Source organism: Gluconacetobacter sacchari, from assembly GCF_014174255.1.
Lineage (GTDB): Bacteria > Pseudomonadota > Alphaproteobacteria > Acetobacterales > Acetobacteraceae > Gluconacetobacter > Gluconacetobacter sacchari.
The window spans coordinates 64,646-82,493 of record NZ_JABEQJ010000003.1 but is presented as its reverse complement, the minus strand read 5'-3'; the positions used below and the strand labels follow the sequence as shown (position 1 = coordinate 82,493).

14 protein-coding genes are annotated in these 17,848 nt (G+C 69.3%); 5 read left to right on the top strand and 9 right to left on the bottom strand.

Going from position 1 to position 17,848, the window contains the following annotated elements:
• Window positions 1-28: 28 nt before the first annotated feature.
• The 3 genes from HLH48_RS03465 to HLH48_RS03455 are packed head-to-tail and all read right to left on the bottom strand — an operon-like array spanning window position 29 to window position 3,180.
• Window positions 29-2,548, bottom strand: a complete 2,520-nt coding sequence (locus HLH48_RS03465) for a topoisomerase (RefSeq protein ID WP_182996118.1) — start codon at window positions 2,546-2,548, stop codon at window positions 29-31.
• Window positions 2,549-2,608: 60 nt separating this feature from the next.
• A complete protein-coding gene (locus HLH48_RS03460; protein ID WP_182996117.1) occupies window positions 2,609-2,884 on the bottom strand; it encodes a hypothetical protein in 276 nt (91 codons plus the stop codon).
• Window positions 2,884-3,180, bottom strand: a complete 297-nt coding sequence (locus HLH48_RS03455; RefSeq protein ID WP_182996116.1) for a hypothetical protein — start codon at window positions 3,178-3,180, stop codon at window positions 2,884-2,886. Before HLH48_RS03455 ends, HLH48_RS03460 begins: the two co-directional genes overlap by 1 nt.
• A gap of 50 nt (window positions 3,181-3,230) precedes the next feature.
• On the opposite strand from HLH48_RS03455, the gene HLH48_RS03450 reads away from it, so the two are divergent.
• Both HLH48_RS03450 and HLH48_RS03445 read left to right on the top strand, forming a co-directional pair.
• Window positions 3,231-4,007 carry a S24 family peptidase gene (locus HLH48_RS03450; protein ID WP_246386790.1) on the top strand — a complete coding sequence of 259 codons (777 nt, stop codon included), beginning with the start codon at window positions 3,231-3,233 and terminating at the stop codon, window positions 4,005-4,007.
• A gap of 88 nt (window positions 4,008-4,095) precedes the next feature.
• A complete protein-coding gene (locus tag HLH48_RS03445; protein ID WP_182996114.1) occupies window positions 4,096-4,272 on the top strand; it encodes a hypothetical protein in 177 nt (58 codons plus the stop codon).
• Between the two features lie 57 nt (window positions 4,273-4,329).
• Here the strand turns inward: HLH48_RS03445 and HLH48_RS03440 are convergent, their stop codons facing one another.
• Genes HLH48_RS03440 through HLH48_RS03425 form a run of 4 tightly spaced genes read right to left on the bottom strand, consistent with a single transcriptional unit; the run spans window position 4,330 to window position 6,325 of the window.
• Window positions 4,330-4,887, bottom strand: a complete 558-nt coding sequence (locus HLH48_RS03440) for a DsbA family protein (RefSeq protein ID WP_182996113.1) — start codon at window positions 4,885-4,887, stop codon at window positions 4,330-4,332.
• Window positions 4,888-4,924: 37 nt separating this feature from the next.
• A complete protein-coding gene (locus HLH48_RS03435) occupies window positions 4,925-5,068 on the bottom strand; it encodes a hypothetical protein (protein ID WP_182996112.1) in 144 nt (47 codons plus the stop codon).
• Window positions 5,065-5,610: a cytochrome b gene (locus HLH48_RS03430; RefSeq protein ID WP_182996111.1), complete on the bottom strand. Its 546-nt coding sequence runs from the start codon at window positions 5,608-5,610 to the stop codon at window positions 5,065-5,067. The genes HLH48_RS03435 and HLH48_RS03430 overlap by 4 nt, the downstream gene beginning before the upstream one ends.
• A gap of 10 nt (window positions 5,611-5,620) precedes the next feature.
• Window positions 5,621-6,325, bottom strand: a complete 705-nt coding sequence (locus HLH48_RS03425) for a GntR family transcriptional regulator (RefSeq protein WP_182996110.1) — start codon at window positions 6,323-6,325, stop codon at window positions 5,621-5,623.
• 121 nt (window positions 6,326-6,446) lie between these two features.
• Between HLH48_RS03425 and putA the strand changes: the two genes are divergently transcribed.
• On the top strand, window positions 6,447-10,184 hold the full coding sequence (putA, locus tag HLH48_RS03420; RefSeq protein ID WP_343065388.1) for a bifunctional proline dehydrogenase/L-glutamate gamma-semialdehyde dehydrogenase PutA: 3,738 nt from the start codon (window positions 6,447-6,449) through the stop codon (window positions 10,182-10,184).
• A 27-nt stretch (window positions 10,185-10,211) separates the two neighbouring features.
• Here putA and HLH48_RS03415 read toward each other — a convergent pair whose 3' ends face one another.
• Entirely contained in the window at window positions 10,212-12,536 is a 2,325-nt protein-coding gene (locus tag HLH48_RS03415; protein ID WP_246386789.1) for a TonB-dependent receptor, read from the bottom strand.
• A 208-nt stretch (window positions 12,537-12,744) separates the two neighbouring features.
• Complete coding sequence (locus HLH48_RS03410) at window positions 12,745-13,692, bottom strand: isocitrate lyase/PEP mutase family protein (protein WP_182996108.1); 948 nt, start codon at window positions 13,690-13,692, stop codon at window positions 12,745-12,747.
• 117 nt (window positions 13,693-13,809) lie between these two features.
• Between HLH48_RS03410 and acnA the strand changes: the two genes are divergently transcribed.
• Window positions 13,810-16,467 carry an aconitate hydratase gene (gene acnA, locus HLH48_RS03405; protein ID WP_182996107.1) on the top strand — a complete coding sequence of 886 codons (2,658 nt, stop codon included), beginning with the start codon at window positions 13,810-13,812 and terminating at the stop codon, window positions 16,465-16,467.
• Window positions 16,457-17,830, top strand: a complete 1,374-nt coding sequence (locus HLH48_RS03400; RefSeq protein WP_182996106.1) for a dihydroorotase — start codon at window positions 16,457-16,459, stop codon at window positions 17,828-17,830. Before acnA ends, HLH48_RS03400 begins: the two co-directional genes overlap by 11 nt.
• Window positions 17,831-17,848: the final 18 nt, after the last annotated feature.

Sequence of the window (17,848 nt, the reverse complement as noted above, 5' to 3'; positions counted from 1 at the left end):
ATGTCGTCCACCTTGGTTGCCCCGGCCCTCACACCCGCTCCACCGCCCAGCGCTTCACCCCGCCATGCGCCATCCCGCATTCCACGACCCGCAACCCGTCGATCACCCGCCCCCGCCGCGCCAGGAACCACCGCCCCAGCCGGCGGGAATTGACGCGCCCCGCCGGCGTGCCGGCAATCCGCAGCAACGCATCCCGCAATTCGGCATGCCGCAACCCGGCCCGATACCCGGCCGGATCCTGCCGCTCCAGCGCCGACAATTCCTCGATTTCCCGCACCGTGCGCCCGCAATGCCGCCCCACCCCCGCCGCCTCGGCCAGCAGCCCCAGCATCTCGCGCAACTCCCCGCGCTCGGGGTCGTCCTCCCGCGCCGCCTGCATGCTCAGGCACGGATCGGCCCGCCCCAGCCACACCAGCGCCGCCCGCACGGTGCGGCTCCATCCCTCGAACGAGGCCAGCGGCGGCAGGTCCACCGCCGCCCCGCTGCCCATCCACGCCCGCAAAATCGTCAGGCACGCGCTCACATACGCCCCCCGATCGGCCATGATGTCGGCCACCGGGTCGCGGGCGAAGCGGCGCAGTTCCGGCTGTTCGATCCCGGCATCCAGCGTCGCCAGCAGCGCCCGCCGCGTCATGTCGCCCCGCACCCGCAGCGCGTTGCCGGTGGCGAAGATCACCGCCCGGTTCTCGATCTCGACGCTCGACGACGCCCCCAGTTCGCGCAGCCGCAGGATCGGCCGCTCCGTCGCCTGGCACAGCAGGTCCCCGCCCAGCTCCTCGTTCACATTGTCCAGCGACATGATCGGATAGCCCGCCAGCAGCAGCCCGGTCAGGCGTTTCTCCATCTCCGCCACGTCCTCCCCGGCGCTGGTCACCGGGCAGACCCGCCCGGTGGCGATCACGCTGGCCAGGTCGACCAGGAAGCTCTTGCCCGACCCCGGCGCATTGGCACGAAAGGCAAACAGGGGGCTCACCGGCATCATCCCCCGCACCACCGTCGTCAGGATCGCGGCCAGCGCCACCGACCGGTCGCTCGCGGCGGCGAACGGAAACTCCGCCAGCAGCCCCTCCAGCAGCGCCAGCCCCGCCTCCGCCGCCGCCCGCGTCGGCTCCGGCAGATGCAACTCCAGCGTGGGATCGTCGACATGGTACAGCCGCGTCGCCGCGTCATAGCCCGGCGCCATCAGCACCGATCCGTCGGGCCGCAGCGTCGGCGTGGTGATCACCCCCGCCAGCACCGGAAAAGGCCAGCTTCCCGCCCGGCTCAGGATCACCTGCGCCGCCGCCGCCGGCGGGTCGATCGCCTTCCACCCCTGGCTGCGCCGGTCGAACCGCCGCCATTCCACCACCTGGCACAACAGGTCGGTCAGCGCCGGCACCCCGACATCCATCAGGCACGCCGCCTGCGTCAGCCGCCCGTCGGCCGCCGCCACCTCCCGCCGCCCCGGCCGCGCCAGCCGCGTGCCGCGCTGATAGACCGGCGCATTCGCCGCCATCAGCGCCCGCTCGCCCGCGCTGGCCACCAGGTCGATCTCCCCGCCGCGCACCGCGATCGGCTCCAGCCCGGCCACCCGCCGCTCCACCGCCGGCCCGCCCCGCGCGCCGACCCGCTTCACGCTGGTCCCGCACAGCACCGGCCCCACCCGCTCGCACAGCCACGCCCGCGCATCGGGCACGCGCAGGTCCGCCGCATCGTCGCCCGGCTCCAGGTCGGCCACGTCCACCAGCCGCACCGTCGCGGCGATCCCCCCCAGGATGGCGGCGATCTCCGCCGCCGCCCTGGCCCCCGGCGCGTCATGATCGGGCCAGATGATGACATGCCGCCCCGCCAGCACGCTCCAGTCCGCCCGGCCGACATGCCCGCACCCCGCCGTCCAGGTCACGCACGCCATGCGCGGAAACAGGCATTGCGCCGCGTCCGCCGCCTTCTCCCCCTCGCACACCAGCACGGTGCGCGCCCGCATCACCCGCTCCAGCCCGTACAGCGAACGCGGCACGCCGGCATGGCGCGGATGCCACCCCGTCCGCGCGCCATCCGCGCCGCGCAGCGTGCCCCAGCTCAACGGCATGATCCGCTTGCGCGCATGCGCGGTCGCATCGCGCCGCACCACATAGCGCATCACCCGCCCGGCGGCATCGCGATAGGCATAGACATGGTCCCAGCCCCGCAGGTCGGGCATCGGCGCCCCGGGCGGCGGCACGTCCGGCCGCCAATCCTCCCCCGCCGCCTCCGCTACAGCCGCCCCCCCCGGCAGCGTCCCCAGCAACGCCCCCAGCTCCCGCGCCGCCCGCACCCGGTCGTCCCGCGCGTGCAGCGCCGCATACAGGCTGATCGGATCGCCCCCGCGCGGCCCGTCGGCGAAATCCGCCCATTTCCCGGTCCGCAGATTGATCGACAATGACCGCCCCGGCGCATTGTCCAGGTCGCCCACCACCCATTCGTCGCCGCGCCGCCGCCCCGCCGGCAGCCAGCCCGCCACCAGAGACGGCCATTGCGCCAGCGCGGCGGCGTTGATGGCATCGAACGGAATGCCTGTTGCCTCAGTCATGATGTTTCCTCGTTTCCCCGGCGGGCCCCCGCCCCTTCGTCCCACCCCTCCCCCGGTCGTTCAGCCACAATCGGCCCGGCAGACGGGACACAGGCGCAGGAAGGGGGAGGCCACGCGAAAGGCCGCGCGGCAGTTCAGGCACGACCGGTCGATCAGCGCCGGCGCCACCCGCTTCATCCCCGCCCTCGGCGCCCGGCGCCGATAGCTCAGCCGGTCGCGGATCGTCTGCACCCGCATCTCCAGCGCCTGCGCCACCTGCGTCACCCGCATCCCCTTCGCCAGCAGGGCATCCACCTGCGGGTCCAGCCGCGCCCAGTCATATTTCGATGGCCTCATCACGCCCCCCATGCGCTGTCGGGCGGATCCTCACCTGTTCCGGCGTCCCCCGCCCCGGCCGCGCGCATCCAGGCCACGACACGCAGCCGCGTGGCCCGACGCACCTCCCGCCCCACCCGCAACTCGTGGACAAAGCGCGGATCGCGCATCGCCAGCACCCCGAACGCCGTGGCCGACAGCCCGCTGGCGGTCAGGAACCGTTCGACGACCCCCAGCAGGGGATCACACCGACAGGAAGAAGAAACAGGATCAATCCGCATGGATAGGGACAATAATAGGCTAAATCCTGCCGTCAAGAGGATATATCCTATTGGGAATTCCCTATTCCGCTCGGCATAATAGGGTCATGTCGGTCCTGACCCCTTCCCGTTACGCGCTGCTCAGGCTGATCGCCGACGCCGGCAGCAACCTGAAGGCGGAATCCCTCGCCCTGGGGCGCAACCACGCCTATCTCCAGCAATATATCCACAAGGGCACGCCCCAGAGATTGCCCGAGGACGTGCGCGACGCCCTGTCCCGCCGCTTCAAGGTCAGCGCCAACGTGTTCCGCGACGATACCGACCCGAACTGGGAACCGCTTTCCCCCGACCAGCGGCATGACGAACCGGCGCCGCGCCGGCCGCATCTCGCCGCGCCCCGCACGCCGTTCGGCGCCGTCCCGCTCGGCGGCGACCCACCTCCGGCCGAAGGCCAGTTCCGCATTCCCGAATATAATGTCGCCCCCCAGGCCGGCCCCGGCGCCCTGCCCAGCAACCTGGCGGTGGAGGACGGCCCCCGGCCGGTCGATCACTGGTCGCTGCCCCGCCGCTTCCTGGGCGCCTTCACCGACAGTCCGGAGGCGCTGGTGGTCCTGCGCGTCGCGGGCGACAGCATGGAGCCCGACTATCAGGCCGGCGAGCGGGTCCTGGTCGATACCGCGCACCGCACCCCCTCGCCACCCGGCGTCTATGTGCTGTGGGACGGGTTCGGCCTGGTGCTGAAGCGGCTGGAAATCGTCTACGGCACCACCGATCCGGCGATGGTGCAGATCATGAGCATCAATCCCGGCTACCCCACCTACACCCGCGCGCTGGACGAGGTGCATATCAACGGGCGGGTGGTCGGCAAATGGGTCTGGAAATGATCCACCCGTCCGCTCCGGCATGTCTGCCCCGGACCCGCCACGATTCCGCGCCAGACTGACGAAGGTTCAGAGGCAAGGAAACCAGACCATGACCACGATGATCCGTTCGACCTGCGCGCTGCTGGCGATCCTGTCGCTGACGGCGTGCGTGTATGAGGAACGCCCTCCCTATCGCGGCTGGCATCACGGCTATTACGGCGGCCATTACGGCTGGTACGACGAGCGCGGCGGCTGGCGGGGCGATTACTACCACCATCGCTGGTAAGCACGGCGCCGGCATGGCGGCCCGGCCGCCATGCCATCCTGCGGCGATCCGGTCCGGTCAGCGCAGACGCGCCACCCAGTCCGCCACCGCGTCGCCGCTGCCGATGGCCGGATCGACCAGCCCGTCGATCATGAAGGTCGGCGAGACGTGGATGCCGTTCTGCCGCGCATAGCGGCAATGGCGCTTGATCTCGCGATCCAGGTCGGGAATGGCGAACGCCTCGGCCAGCGCCACGCCGCTACAGGCTTCCAGCCGGGCGATGATCTGGCGCGGCGTGGCGTCCATGTTCGGTCCGGCGCAATGGTGGGCGAACTCGAATTCCTCCCGATGCGCCCCCACGGCGGCCAGCACCGCCCGCGCGCTTTCCCTGCCCCCGGGCAAGGTCGAGGCCGCGATGACGCAGCGCGTCACCACGCCGGAATACATGTGCCAGGGCTGCGACTGCATCGTCAGCCGCACGGTCACGCGGTCCGCGCCCGCCGCCGCCAGCAGCGCATCCATCTTGCCGAACGCCCGGACCGAGAACGGGCAGGTCGGCTCCAGAAACATCTCGAACAGCCGGGGCCCGTGCCCCCAGACCAGCGGATCGGCCCGCCAGGGTGTCGTGTGGTTCATCGCGTTTTCCTCCCGCGGAATGCCGCCCGGCACGCGCTCACCCGCCGTAACCCGCGCCACCCCCGATATAGGCTCCAGCCGCGTGATGCCGCCGGCCGCCGCGATCATCCACCCCACAGGCCGCCAGCGCCAGCAGCAACACGGCCAGCACCCCGCACGAGAGCCCCCGCATCCCCCTCACGCCCACATCCGGCGCAGCACGCCGTCGCGCGCGACCCGCGCATGATACAGCGCCGCCGCCCCATGCCCGCCCGCCAGCACGATGATCGCCCAGGCCAGCCAGCCATGCGCGCTGCCGAACAGATGATGCGTCTCCCGCGACATCGGCCCGAACGGCGAGCGGATCACCGCGCCGAACGCCTCCACCGGATTCCCCCCCGACCAGCGGGCCAGATAGCCCAGCGCGATCTCCACCCCCAGCATCAGGTACAGCCCGCCATGCACCAGGGGCGCCGCGCGTCCGGCCAGCCCCGTCCCGGCGGCGAAGCGGATCGCCCTCCCCCCGGTCACGCGCCAGGCCACGCGCGTCACGAACAGCGCCGCCAGCAGCACCCCGAGCGACAGATGCACCGACACGATCGGCCCATGCAGCGCCCTGGGCACCCGATGCATCGCCTCGCCCAGCACGAACTGCGCCCCGATCAGCCACGCGCAGGACCAGTGCAGCCACCGCGTCTCGACACTGTAGCGCACCGGCGCCACGCCCACACCCATTCCGTCCATGCCCGCTCCCTCACCCGCGCCGCCCGGCCCGATTCTTCCTGATTACATCAAGCGAAATACGCGCGGCATCCAGGATATGCTGCCGCGTCAGCGTGCCGATCGCCGCCTCGTCCCGCCGCCGGCACGCCTCCAGCAGCGCCAGATGCTCGGCATCGGTCTCCGCCTTCCGTCCCGCGATCTCCAGATGCGCGCGGATATAGCGATCGACCCGGCGATGCACGCCCTCGATCATGTCCAGCAGCCTGGGCCGCCCCGCCGCCTGGTAGATCGCGCCATGAAACGCCCAGTTCAGCGCGCCCGACCGCGCCATGCCCTCCGGCTGCTCGCTGGTTCCGGCCACGAAGGCCTCGTACGCATCCTCGATCCGCGCCAGATCCACCCGCGTCATCCGCCGCACCGCCCGCACCGCCGCCATGTCCTCCAGCGCCGCCCGGATCTCGGAAAAATCGATGATATCGTCTTCCGACAGGCCGGTCACGGTGGCGCCGCGATTCTGCTGGAACAGCACCAGCCCCTCAACCTCGAGCTGCTTCAGCGCCTCGCGCACCGGAATGGTGCTGACCCCGAACCCGCTGGCCAGCTCGGATTGCGGCAGCGACTGCCCATCCACCAGCACCCCGCCCAGAATCGCCTCGCGCAGCGCATCGCCCACCCGCTCCGACGCCAGGCCGCGCGCGTCCTGGCGCGCGCTCATGAAGATGCTCTCCGGCAGCATGGCTGTCCTCCCCGTTCCGCGACCCGACAGATCATATATTATCTTGCGTATCGTATACGATATGATACGCACGCCCATCGTTCGGTTTTCCCTCTCGGCTTTATCACCGGCAAGCGGCCCCATGACATCCCAGCCCGTCCCGTCGTCTTCCGCCTCTCTTCCGCCCACGTCGGCGCTGCGCGCCGCCCTGCCGCCGCGCGACGCCGCCCGCGCCCGCATCGCGGCGGCCCTGCGCCGGCCCGAGGCCGCGTGCGTGCAGGCGCTGATCGACGCCGCCACCCTCCCGCCCGACCTCGCGGCCCAGGCCGACGCCACCGCCCGCCGCCTGGCCCGCGCGCTGCGCGACGGCCGCCGCCCCGGCGGGGTGGAGGCCCTGGTACAGGAATTTTCGCTGTCCTCGCGTGAGGGCGTGGCCCTGATGTGCCTGGCCGAGGCCCTGCTGCGCATCCCCGACACCGCCACCCGCGACGCGCTGATCCGCGACCGGATCGGAACCGGCGACTGGATGGCGCATGTCGGCCTGGGCCGCTCGCTGTTCGTCAATGCCGCCGCCTGGGGGCTGGTGGTCACCGGCCGGCTGGTCGCGCCCGAGCGCCAGCACGGCCTGTCCGGCGCCCTGGCCCGCCTGGTCGCGCGCGGCGGCGAGCCGCTGGTCCGCCGCGCCGTCGATGTCGCGATGCGCATGATGGGCGAGCAGTTCGTCTGCGGCGAGACGATCGAGCGCGCCCTGCATGCCAGCCGGCCCCGCCACGATCGCGGCTTCCGCTATTCGTTCGACATGCTGGGCGAGGCCGCGCTGACCGAAGCCGACGCCGCCCGCTACTGCCGCGACTACGAAACCGCGATCCACGCCATCGGCCGCGCGGCCCAGGGCCAGGACCAAGGCCGGGGTCAGGCCCGCGACATCTACGACCGCAACGGCCTGTCGATCAAACTCTCGGCCATCCACCCCCGCTACGCCCGCGCCCAGCGCGAGCGGGTGATGGCCGAACTGCTGCCGGTGCTGGTCCGCCTGGCCCGGCTGGCGCGCGGCTACGATATCGGCCTGAACATCGACGCCGAGGAAAGCGAACGGCTGGACCTGTCGCTGGACCTGCTGGAGGGCCTGTGCCGCCACCCCGACCTGACGGGCTGGAACGGCATCGGCTTCGTGGTGCAGGCCTACGGCAAGCGCGCCCCCGCCGTGCTGGACTGGATCATCGCCCTGGCGCGCGACACCGGCCACCGCATCATGGTCCGCCTGGTCAAGGGCGCCTATTGGGACAGCGAGATCAAGAAGGCCCAGCTCGACGGCCAGGCCGATTTCCCCGTCTACACCCGCAAACCCCATACCGACATCAGCTACATCGCCTGCGCGCGCCTGCTGCTGGCCGCGCCCGACGCGGTCTTCCCGCAATTCGCCACCCACAACGCCCGCACGGTGGCCACCCTCCACGCCCTGGCCGGCCCCGACTTCCACCACGGACACTATGAATTCCAGTGCCTGCACGGCATGGGCGAGGGGCTGTACGATCACGTCGTCGGCACGGCGAACCTCGACCGTCCCTGCCGCATCTACGCCCCCGTCGGCTCGCACGAGACCCTGCTGGCCTATCTGGTGCGCCGCCTGCTGGAAAACGGGGCCAATTCCTCCTTCGTCAACCAGATCGGCGACAGCGCCATCCCGCTGGACACGCTGATCGCCGATCCGGTACGCACGGCGCGCGCCCTCGCGGCGAAAGACGGCCTGCCGGTCGGCGCCCCCCACCCCGCCATCGCCCTGCCGCCCGCCCTGTTCGGCCCCGACCGCCGCAATGCCGCCGGCCTCGACCTCGCCGACGAACCCTCTCTCGCCGCCCTGGCCGACGCCATGGATGCCGGCCCGCACCACTGGCAGGCCACGCCCCTCCTGGCCGCCCCTCTCCCGGCCGACGGCGCCAGCCCCGCCACGCCGGCCCACCCGGTCCCCAACCCCGCCCGCCCGGACGACATCGCCGGCACGGTCCACCTCACCGATCCCGCCCAGGTCCCTCACGCCGTCGGCCTGGCGACGGCCGCCCAGCCCGACTGGTCCGCCCGCCCGCCCGCCGCCCGCGCGGCGTGCCTGGAAACCGCCGCCGACCTGCTGGAATCCCACCGCGCCGAACTGATCGGCCTGGTGGTGCGCGAGGCCGGCAAATCCTACCCCAACGCGGTGGGCGAACTCCGCGAGGCCGTGGATTTCCTGCGCTACTACGCCGCCACCATCCGGCGCAGCTTCGACAACGCCACCCACACGCCGCTCGGTCCGGTCGCCTGCATCAGCCCGTGGAACTTCCCGCTGGCCATCTTCCTCGGCCAGGTCTCGGCCGCGCTGGCGGCCGGCAACGTGGTGCTGGCCAAGCCGGCCGAGGAAACCCCGCTGGTCGCCGCCCGCGCGGTCGCCCTGCTGCACCAGGCCGGCATCCCGGCCGGCGCGCTGCAACTCCTGCCCGGCGCGGGCGATATCGGCGCCGCCCTGGTGGCGGACCCACGCATCGCGGCGGTGATGTTCACCGGCTCCATCGAGGTCGCGCGCCTCATCGCCCGCCAACTGGCCGGCCGCACCGGCTCCCGCGGCCAGCCCGTGCCGCTGATCGCGGAAACCGGCGGCCAGAACGCGATGATCGTCGATTCCTCGGCCCTGGCCGAACAGGTGGTCACCGACGTCATCGCCTCCGCCTTCGACAGCGCGGGCCAGCGCTGCTCGGCCCTGCGCATCCTCTGCGTGCAGGAAGACTGCGCCGAACCGATGCTGGCGATGCTGCGCGGCGCGATGGACGAACTGCGCGTGGGCGACCCGGCGCTGCTGGCCACCGATATCGGCCCGGTCATCACGCGGGACGCCCGCGCCGGCATCGTCGCCCATATCGCGCGCATGCGCGCCGCCGGCTGCCGCGTCTGGTCCCCCGCCATGCCCCACGCGGTGCCGGGCGGCCATTTCCTGCCGCCGACGCTCATCGAAATCGACGACATCGCCGCCATCGGCCCCGAAGTCTTCGGCCCGGTCCTGCACGTCCTGCGCTGGCGGCGCGACCATCTCGACACGTTGATCGACGCGATCAACGCCACCGGCTACGGCCTGACCTTCGGCCTGCACACCCGCATCGCCGAAACGGTCGATCACGTCACCGGCCGCATCGCGGCGGGCAATCTCTACGTCAACCGCAACACGATCGGCGCGGTGGTCGGCGTCCAGCCCTTCGGCGGACGCGGCCTGTCCGGCACCGGCCCCAAGGCCGGCGGCCCGCTGATCCTGCGCCGCCTGCTGGCCGCCTGCCCCGCCTACACCCCGCCGGCCACGCACCAGGATGGCGCCCGTCCCGGCCACCTGCCCCAGGCCGCCCGCGACTGGCAGGCCTTCTCGGCCCGGGGCGGCCACCCGGACGGCATCCCCGCCCACCCCCTGCACGGGCTGCGCGTGCCGATGCCCGGCCCGGTGGGCGAGACCAATCTCTGGTCGCTGGAACCGCGCGGCAGCGTGCTGTGCCTCACCCGGACCGAGGCCGCCGCCCGCCGCGCCACCGGCATGGCGCTGTCCGCCGGCAACAGCGTGGTGCTGCTGGGCGACACCGGCTGGACCGCCGGCCTGCCCCCCGCCCTGCGCGCGCACATCCGCACGGTGCCCGACGCGGCGGCCCTTGCCGCCCTGGCGGCCCCGCTCCCCGCCACCATCCTGGCCGACCCCGACTCCCCGGACCTGGCATCGGCCTTGCAGGCCCTGACCGGCCCGGTGGCGACGGTCCACACCCTGACGGCCGACGGCCCGCTGCCCGAATGGCTGCTGGAAGAACGGCTGGTCAGCACCAACACCACCGCCGCCGGCGGCAATGCGTCGCTCATGACGCTCGATGCCGCCTGACGAGGGCATACGCCCGAGGCCGCGCGCTCAGAATTCCGCGCGCACGGTTCCGAAAAACTGACGCGGCGCCCCGATCAGCATCGACTGGTAATCGCCGCTGATGGGATTGCCCTGTTCGCCCACGGTCGCGATATAGCTCTTGTTCAGCAGATTATAGACGTTGAATTCCAGCGTGATGTGCTGAAGGATGCCATAACCTCCCAACCGGTAACGCGCGCCGAGATTCATGATGAAGTTCGACGGTACCGACGCATCGTTCATGTAGCTGAGATACCGGCGCGACATATAGGTCGCGTCCAGATTCGCGCTGGCATTGCCGTAACGATAGACGAGCGACGATTTCCACATGAAGGACGGATAGTTCGGAACCTGCTTGCCCTTGATCCGTTCGAGCCCGTTCGAATCCGTGAAATTATTGTCGAAGGTCGATCGATTCCAGCTCACGCTGTTGTACCACGACAAGCCTTGCAGGTATCGATGCTCGACGAACGGATGCAGCGTCAGGCTCGCCTCGACACCGTCGGTCGTAACGCCCCCCACATTGTTGAGCGCACCGATCAACTGGATGATCGGCCCGGAACTGACGACCTGCTGCCGGTTCTGGAAATTGACGCGATAACCGGTCAGCAGCGCCGACAGATACCGGTCGTCGTGACGATAGCCGATTTCATAGACATTGGATTCCTCCGGCTTCAGCCTCATCGATTGCTGGAAAACCGCCGGATCGCCGACCGACCAGGCCGATGCCGATGCCCCCCCGCTCAACCCGAACTGATTGAACGTACGCATGTTGCGCGCGAAATCGAAGAACAGTTCGTCATTATGGGTAAAGCGCCAGTTCGCGCTCACCTGCGGCAGGAACGGGCTGTACGCCGTCTTGGTTCCCGAAGGCAGCGTGTCATACCCGGTATAGGACGGATCGTTGCCCGTAATCCCGTCATGGGTGGTCACGAGCATCGACTTGAATCCGGCATTCACATGCAGGGTCGACGTGATGTCGTATGTATCCTGGAAATAGGTCTGGAACGTGTTGGTATTGAACACATACCCGTAGGCATGATCGAAAGAATCCCGCGTATCCAGCCACGTGGTCGGATCGGGCGGCAACCCCTGCCCCAGCAGCGGATCCTGATACAGATGCAGATCGTTTCTGAACTGATTGTTTTCGTACCAGATGCCCGCGCTCAGGTGATTATGGGCGATATGGTATTTGGCCGACGTCAGAAAGCCGACGCGCTGCACATCCAACGAATATCCCTGAAGCTGCAAAGGCGCACCGTTCGGCGACGAACCATAGGGCGACGTGAACGTACTCAACCCGGGATCGTAATCCCCATAGACCGAAGCCTGGACGCTCAGCCGGCTGGTGACATCCGACCTGAAGGTCAGGTAGCCGAAATAGTCGCGCCGCATCCCCGATGATTCGTAATAGCTGACATCCAGCGGATCGTTGGTCAGGTTTTCACCATGGGTAAAGATACCCTGCGCGGCGAGGTAGGCGGCCTTGTAGTTTGGATAATAATTGTCCACCCGCGTTCCCAGCGTATGGATATAGTTCAGCGACAGGTCCTGGTTGTCCACTTCCTGGCGATTGGCCCAGTCGAAATACGCCGTCAACGAACTGCGCGCACCGATCGGCTGGACGAGCTTGAAATTGACCTGCTGGTATTTGTTGGCACCATAGCCTTTCCACTTGTCGATCGTCGAATCGGCGAACGAGGCGGAAAATTTGGTGCCTGTCGCATTGAGAACACCGCTGTCCACGCGCGCGAATGTTCTGAAGGCGTCGTTGCTGCCGAATGTCTGCTCGACGAGCCCCCCCGCCCTGTCCGACGGATCGAGCGTATGAAAGCTGATGGCAGCGCCCAGGTCGCTGGTCGATGCCACATCGACCGCACCCGCGCCTTGCGAGATCGTCGCATCACGGAGGTTCTCGGTCAGAACCGCGCGCGTCGAACTCAACCCGTTATAGGTATTGTACCCCTGCTCGCCGAGCGGAATGCCGTCGAGCGTGAAACCGAGCTGGTTTTCGCTGAACCCGCGCGAATAGATCCGGGCCGACCATTCATACGCCCCCATCGGATCGGAGGAGGTGAAAACGACCCCCGGCAACTGGCCGAGGATCTTCAGCGGACTGGTACCCGGCACATAATTGGCGATCATCGTGCGCGTCGCCGCCTGAAGCTGGCGGGTGGAACCACGCCCGTTGGCAACGACGTCGAGCGTTTCGGGCACCACGGAAGCGATCGCGCCACGCGAGGCCGGGGCCGACGATGCCGCCTTGCCAGGGGCTTCGGCCCGTGGGGGCAGCGACGGCCATGTCCGGGTTTCAGCCTGGGCCGATGCCATCATGGCGACCCCCGAGGCTGAAAGCATCAGAAACCGGGCGAGACGTGAAGCCTGCGAATGCAATGAGGACATGGGGCACCAACCTTCAACGGACAATGCGATCTTCTGTATATTGTCATACCTATAATACTTTACCGCCTGAGACTCTTACGTCAACGCACCAATCCGATTCCGGAATAGAAATTTCCGATTTTGGCTGGAGGAAACGAAATCACGCATCCGCGCCGTTTCCGTATCGCTCTTCAAGGGCACCCACCGTCAACAGGGAGCGCTCCAGCGCCTGCATCGCGGGAAATCCCATCAGCGACCAGATATCGTCTATCCCCACCAGCAGGTCCGGCCGTTCGACCGCCTCCCCCGTCTCGACGGATTCCTTCATGGCGGCAAGGGCAGACCGCATGCCCATGATCGCCGCGGCAGGCAGCATGCGCGGCAGGCTGATCCGCCGAACCCCCAGTTCCTTCAACCGTCGCGGCGCGATCAGCGGCGTGGTGGGCCGCGCACGGATGCCGAAACCCATATTGATCGATACCGGCACCCCCGCCGTCTCGACGATGCGCGCGATCACATCCTCCGATCCCACGGCATCGGGAAAGATCATGTCGGCACCGGCCGCGACATAGGCCCGCACCCGTTCGAGCGTGGCCTCCAGCCCTTCGACGGCCAGGGCATCGGTGCGCGCGATGACGACGAAATCGTCATCGCGCCGGGCCATGCATGCCGCCTCGATCTTCTTGACCATCTCCGCCGTGCCGACCAGCGTCTTTCCGGGCATGTGGCCACACCGCTTGGGACTGGCCTGGTCCTCGATATTCATGCCCGCCACTCCCGCGTCCTCGAACATGCGCGTGGTGTACCAGACATTCATCGGATTGCCGTAGCCGTTATCCGCGTCGGCCGTCACGGGGATCGACACCGCGCGGGCGATGGCGCGGCACTGCGCCACGTTTTCCGCCAGCCCCATCAGGCCCACATCCTCGATACCCAGAACGGCGTTCGCGATGGCCGCCCCGCTGGTGGCCGCGCAGGAAAATCCCGCCGCCGCGGCCAGCCGCACGCTATAGCCGTCATAGACCCCCGGCGCGACGAGAAACGCGCCGGATGAGATCAGACCCCGCAGGCGCGCGGCGGCGGAGGGAAGAGCCGTGGAACGAGTCATCGGAGTCCTTCATGTCAAATATCCGAAACCGGAATAAGTCAGCGCTCCGACAAACTGTCAACACTTAAGGCAAAATCTGACTTGATTTACCGTCATGCTCTAAAATAGTGTCAACACATGAAACGCTCCTACTGGACCGACACCACACCTCGCCAGATCGATCCGGCCGCGATCGCCGTCCGGCTGGGCACGCCCCCCGACGCACTTCCTTTCTCCGCGCGCATCCTGCTGGAAAATGTCGCGCGTCAGGCCCTGCTGGCCGATGGCGACCATCTGGCGGATTCAACCCTGGCCGACCTCGTCGCGATCGTCCGCCGCGCTCCCGCCGACCGCGGCCGCGGGGTGGCGCTCGCCGTCTCCCGCGTAATCCTGCCCGACTCCAGCGGGGTGCCGGTCCTGCAGAATCTGGCCGGCATGCGCGACATCGTCGCGGCGCGCGGCGGCGATGTCCGGGCGGTATCGCCCAGCGTCCCGCTTGACCTGATCGTCGATCATTCCCTGCAAGTCGACATCAGCGGCGCGCCCGACGCCCTGGTGCGGAACCTCGCCCGCGAATACGAACGCAATACCGAGCGCTACGCCTTTCTCAAATGGGCGCGGCAGGCCATGGCGGGGCTGACGCTCCATCCGCCGGGCAGCGGCATCATCCATCAGATCAACCTGGAACGCCTGGCCCGGATCATGGTGGAAACCCCGGCGCTCGCCGGCACGGTCGTCCATCCCGAATTCGTGCTGGGCGGCGACTCCCACACCCCGATGGTCAACGCGCTTGGCGTGCTGGGCTGGGGCGTGGGCGGACTGGATATCGAGGCCGCCCTGCTCGGCCAGCCCTATGTCGTGCCGGTGCCCGAAATCGTGGGTGCATTGCTCGACGGCACCCCACCGCCGGGCGTGATGACGACCGACCTTGCCTTGCTGGTGACGGAAACCCTGCGCCGCGCCGGCGTCGCCGGCGCCTTCGTCGAATTCTTCGGCCCTGGCATACGCCACCTGCGGCTGGAAGAACGCGCGACACTCGCCAACATGGCCCCCGAATACGGCGCGACCTGCGGCTTTTTCCCGGTGGACGAGGAAACCTGCCGCTACATGGCCGCAACCCGCGGCGACGCGCCGGATCTGGAGGCACGGGCCCGGCGTGGCGGCGTCTTCCGGTCGCTGGCCACCCCCGCGCCCGCTCCGGACTATGACCGCGTCATCCGGATCGACCTGTCGACACTGGGCCGGTCGATCGCGGGTCCAAGCCGTCCGGAACAGCGCCTGCCCCTGGCGGAGGCCGCACGCTCCTTCCACGCGCTGAAGGACGAGGAAGACGGCCGCCCGCGCCAGGCGGACGCCATCGCCGACGGCGCGGTCGCCATAGCGGCCATCGCCTCCTGCACCAACACCGCCAATCCCGCTGTCATGCTGGCGGCCGGACTGGTCGCCGCGAAGGCGGTCGCGCGCGGCATGCGGGTCCCCCCCTGGGTCAAGACATCCATGACCCCCGGCTCGCCCTCGGTGAAAGCGCTTCTGGAACGCGCCAGCCTGCTCGCCCCGCTCGAAACGCTGGGCTTCGCGATCGCCGGCTACGGCTGCACCACCTGCGGCGGCAAGTCCGGCCCGCTGCTGCCGGCGATGGAACGGGCGATCGAGCGGCACGGCGTACGGGCCGTCGCCGTGCTGTCGGGCAACCGGAATTTCGAGGGCCGCATCCACCGCCTGCTGCCGGCGAACTATCTCGCCTCGCCGCCCCTGGTCGTCCTCTTCGCGCTCGCGGGGCGCGTGGATCTCGATCTGGAAACGGACCCCATCGGCCATGATTCCGCCGGCACGGCGGTCCATCTGCGCGACCTCTGGCCCACGCCGGAAGAACTGGCGGGGGCGCTCGGCGACCATGCCGGCCGGGGTCCTCCCGGCGAAGCGCCGGAGGAGAGCCGCCGCCTGTGGAACGCCCTCGCGGCGCCGGGCGGCGACACCTACCCCTGGCGGCCGAACTCGGCCTATCTCTGCCGCCCCCGCCTCGGTGCCCAGAACGGCGCCGACTGGTCGGCGGACAGGCTCGGCGGCGCAAGGGTCCTGGCGGCGTTCGGCGATTCTCTGACCACCGATCATATCTCGCCCAGCGGCGAGATCCCGCCGGACAGCCCGGCGGGGCGCTACCTCTCCGGCCTGGGCATCCCGCACGCGGCGTTCAATACCTACGTGGCCCGCCGCGGCAACCCCGAGGTGATGGCGCGCGCGACCTTCGCCAATATCCGTATCCGCAACGCGCTGGCCGGCAACGGCAAGGGATGGGAAACACCGGGCCCCGACGGAACGCTCCAGACCATCCATGACGCCGCCATGGCCTGGCGCGCCCGCGACGTGCCGCTGATCGTGCTGGGCGGCCATCGCTACGGCACCGGCAGCAGCCGCGACTGGGCGGCCCGCGGCACGGCCATGCTGGGCGTGCGGATCGTGATCGCCCGCGATTTCGAGCGGATCCACCGGTCCAACCTCGTCGGCATGGGCGTCCTGCCCCTGCTGTTCGCGGACGGCGAAAGCTGGCCGACACTCGGGCTCACGGGCCTCGAGACCTTCTCCTTCCACGGATTGCGGGCCGGCATCGAAGACGGCGCCCCGATCACGGTCGAAGCCATGGGCGCCACCGGGACCCGGCGTTTCGTCGCCCATGCGGCATTGCTGACCGACAGCGAACGCGCCCTCCTGCGACAGGGCGGAATCCACGAGGCCCTGCTGGCGGCGGTCGCACCGCCCGCGCGGCCCCAACATGAAGCGGATGACCATGCAGGCTGACCTCTTGCTCAAGGACGGACTGATCGTCTGGCCCGGACTCGGAACCGGCCGGGGTTCCGTCGCCATCCGCGACGGAAAGATCGCCGCCATTCTCGCCCCCGGCGAAGACATCCCCGCCCATCGGATCATTCCCTGCCACGGCGCCTGGATCATGCCGGGACTGATCGACCCGCACACGCATTTCGGCTTCGGTGCGGGCGATGACGATTTCCGCACCGAATCCCGCTCGGCGGCACTGGGCGGGGTCACGTCCTATCTCAGCTTCCACCGCTCGGCCGATCTGGCGGAGTCCACCCCCCGCTGGATCGCCGCCGGCGAACGGCTTTCCTGCCTCGATTTCGGCTGTCATTTCGGCCTGACCAGCCTGCGCCATGTCGCCCAGTTGCCCGAGGTGATGGAGCGGTTCGGCGTCAATTCCGCGAAGCTCTACCTGATGTACAAAGGCGCGTCCGGCGCCGCCAAGGGCTTCACCGAAATCGACGACGGCCTGCTGTTCGCGGCGATGCGCCGCCTGGCCCTCCTGCCCGGTTCGGTACTGGGCGTGCATTGCGAGAATGTCGAAATCATTCCCGGCCTGCGCGGGCCGCTGCGCGAATCCGGCCGCGACGATCTGGCGGCGTGGGACGAGCAGAGTCCCGATTTCCTCGAGGCCGAGAACGTGTTCCGCGTCGGCTATTTCAGCGAGAAAACGCGCTGCCGGGTGAATATCGTGCATCTGTCGGCCGGCGAGGGGCTGGATATCGTCCGAATGCTGCGCGGCCGCCGCCATCCCGCGCCGATCGAGGTCGAGACCTGCGCCCACTACCTGTCCCTGTCGACCGACAGCCCGGCGGGCCTGCTGGGCAAGGTCAATCCCCCGCTGCGCGGCCCGCGCGATATCGACGCGCTGTGGGCCGGCATCGCACAGGGACAGATCCTTACCGTCGGCTCCGACCACGTTCCGCGCAAGCAGGCCACCAAGGGCCCCGACATCTGGCAGGCCTCGGCGGGCTTCCCCGGTATCGCGACCCTGCTGCCGGTGCTGATCACCGAAGGATGGCACCGGCGCGGCATCCCGCCCGAGCGCCTCGCGGCGGTCACGTCCGCGAATGTCGCAGCCCTGTACCACATTCCCGGCAAGGGATATATGCGCGTCGGAGACGACGCCGACCTGGTGGTCGTCGATCCCGACAATGAACGAGTGGTGCGGGCCGCGACGCTGGAATCGCATTCCGATTACTCGCCCTACGAAGGGATGACCCTGCGCGGCTGGCCGTCCCTGACGGTTGCCGGCGGCCACGTTCTGATGGAAAACGCCGTCCTGACGGACGAAGCGGAGACGCGCCGCGGGCGTTATCTTCGCCGCTCGCCCGACGCAGGGTAACCACGGGACCGAGGAGAA